Source organism: Kitasatospora sp. MBT63, from assembly GCF_000710465.2.
Lineage (GTDB): Bacteria > Actinomycetota > Actinomycetes > Streptomycetales > Streptomycetaceae > Kitasatospora.
Map to the genome: position 1 here is coordinate 4,549 of NZ_JAIZ01000844.1, position 2,055 is coordinate 6,603.

The 2,055-nt window shown below is 74.9% G+C and carries 2 protein-coding genes; both read right to left on the bottom strand.

What is annotated here, in order from left to right; translation table 11 throughout:
- Positions 1–13: 13 nt before the first annotated feature.
- Positions 14–802 carry a VOC family protein gene (locus AA75_RS44305; RefSeq protein ID WP_033826248.1) on the bottom strand — a complete coding sequence of 263 codons (789 nt, stop codon included), beginning with the start codon at positions 800–802 and terminating at the stop codon, positions 14–16.
- 299 nt (positions 803–1,101) lie between these two features.
- Positions 1,102–1,965: an alpha/beta fold hydrolase gene (locus AA75_RS44310; protein ID WP_033826249.1), complete on the bottom strand. Its 864-nt coding sequence runs from the start codon at positions 1,963–1,965 to the stop codon at positions 1,102–1,104.
- Positions 1,966–2,055 lie beyond the last annotated feature (90 nt).

The following is a 2,055-nucleotide window of genomic DNA, read 5'->3' on the forward strand; positions in this document are numbered from 1 at the left end:
CGCGACCCGGCGGTTACTCCGGGGTGGTGGCGGTGATCACCGCGAAGGTGCCGCCCTGCGGGTCGGCGAGGACGGCCATCCGGCCGGCCGGCATGTCGAACGCCGGGGCCATGACGCTGCCGCCGGCCCGGACCGCGGCGTCCTGGACGCTGTCGACGTCGTCGACGCTGAAGTACGGCAGCCAGTGCGGCGGGACCCCGGGCGGCAGCGCGGAGAGGTCCATCATCCCGGCGACCGCGCGCCCGGCCACCTGGAACTGGGTGTAGCCCTCGGCGCCGGGCATCTCGGACGGGGCCGTGCTGATCGGCAGCACGGCCGAGTAGAACGCGGCGGCGGCGCCGGTGTCGCCGGTGCTCAGTTCGTTCCAGCTCAGGGCGCCGTGCTCGTTGACGATGCCGGCCCCGTCGAAGGTGCCGGCATGCCAGAGGCCGACGACGGCGCCGGTCGGGTCGGTGATCACGGCCATCCGCCCGAGGGCCATGACGTCCATCGGGCCCATCATCACGCTGCCGCCCGCGTCGGTGGCCGTCTTGAGGGTGGCGTCGATGCTGTCGGTGGTCAGGTAGGTGGTCCACACGGTCGGCGGCATCGGGTCGGGGGTGGAGCCGTCGGGGTTGGAGGCGCGCATGATCCCGGCCACCGGCTTGCCCTTGAGGAGGCAGACGGAGTACCCGCCGGTCTCCGGCGGGCCGATCTCACCCTGCCAGCCGAAGAGGTCGCAGTAGAAGTCGAGGGCGGCCTGCTGGTCGGGGACCATCAGGTCGATCCAGCAGGGGGTGCCGGGCTTGTAGGGGCCGTTCATGTCGGGCACGGGTTCCTCCGGGTGCGCTCGGTCCGCGGGGTGGCCGGGGACTCGCCGGGCATACCCGCCCTCACCGGCCCGAACCGGGCCGAACGGGTGAACGACACCGGACGGAGCAGCCTGGCGGGACGTCACGGCCGGCAACTCGTGCGGCAAGCGGACCCGGAGCCGTTCGGACACCGCAGGAGATCTTGCGGTGACGGACCCCGGAAGTGGCACCCTGTCAGCAGCGGGCGCCGAAGATCTTCCTGTACCGGGCGGCGGGCACGGTCCGTCGTCGGCTGCACGGCCGGGGCGGTTCAGTCCGGTGCGGTGTGCCGGAGGATCGCGGGGACGGTCACCGCCCAGTCCGCCCGCTCGACCCCGTGGCCGGCGTCCGCGAGGACCAGCAGCCGGGCCCCGGGGATCTGTTCCGCGAGCGCCTCGCCGTGGGCGGGCGGGAACATCGGGTCCGCCGAGCCGTGGATCACCAGGGTGGGCGCGGTGATCGAGGACAGCGGCGCCGACAAAGGTGGGCCGTCGGTCAGCACGTCGTGGTTGCGGGCCGCGGTGAAGTCGATGGCGCGCTCGATGTCGCGCCGGACCAGCCTGCGGGCGGCCGCCTCGTCGAACGGGCGCCGGCCGCCCGCGAGCATCCGCGCGTACGCGACCTGGTGGTCGGTCACCGAGCCGGCGTCCGCCGGGTCGGCGGGCACGGTCGCGGCGAAGCGCAGGAACTCCTCGGTCGGTGCGGGCAGGTCGCGGTCCCCGGGCACGGCGGCGGACGTGCTGATCAGGACCAGGGAGCGGACGCGGGCGGCGGCGTCACCGAGCGCGAGCCGCTGGGCGAGGGCGCCGCCGGCCGAGACGCCGACCAGGTGGGCGGCCGGGATCCGCAGGCCGTCCAGCACCCGGACGGCGTCCTCGGCCAGATCGGCGCCGGTGTAGCCGGGGCGGCCCGGTCCGTGGCGACCCGGTCCGCGGGTGGCCGACCGGCCGGTGTCGCGGTGGTCGTAGCGGATCACCCGGCGCCCGCCGTCGGCGAGCAGCCGGCAGAAGTCCTCCTCCCACCACAGCATCGAGGCCCCGAGGCCCATGATCAGCAGGATGGGCGGGTCCCCGGGGTCCCCGAAGGACTCGGTGCACAGCTCGATGCCGTCGACCTCGACGGTGTGCTCGGCCATGGCTGTCTCCTCCTCCGGGGTGTCTCCGGTCCCATCGTGCCGGGCCGGGCCCGGATTCGGGTGCTGCCGGGCGGGCGGCGGGGCGGGCGG

What these genes read in the sequence shown, in the direction of transcription:
- AA75_RS44305 (WP_033826248.1), bottom strand. Translation starts at nt 802, where the DNA reads ATGAACGGCCCCTACAAGCCCGGCACCCCCTGCTGGATCGACCTGATG.
- AA75_RS44310 (WP_033826249.1), bottom strand. Translation starts at nt 1,965, where the DNA reads ATGGCCGAGCACACCGTCGAGGTCGACGGCATCGAGCTGTGCACCGAG.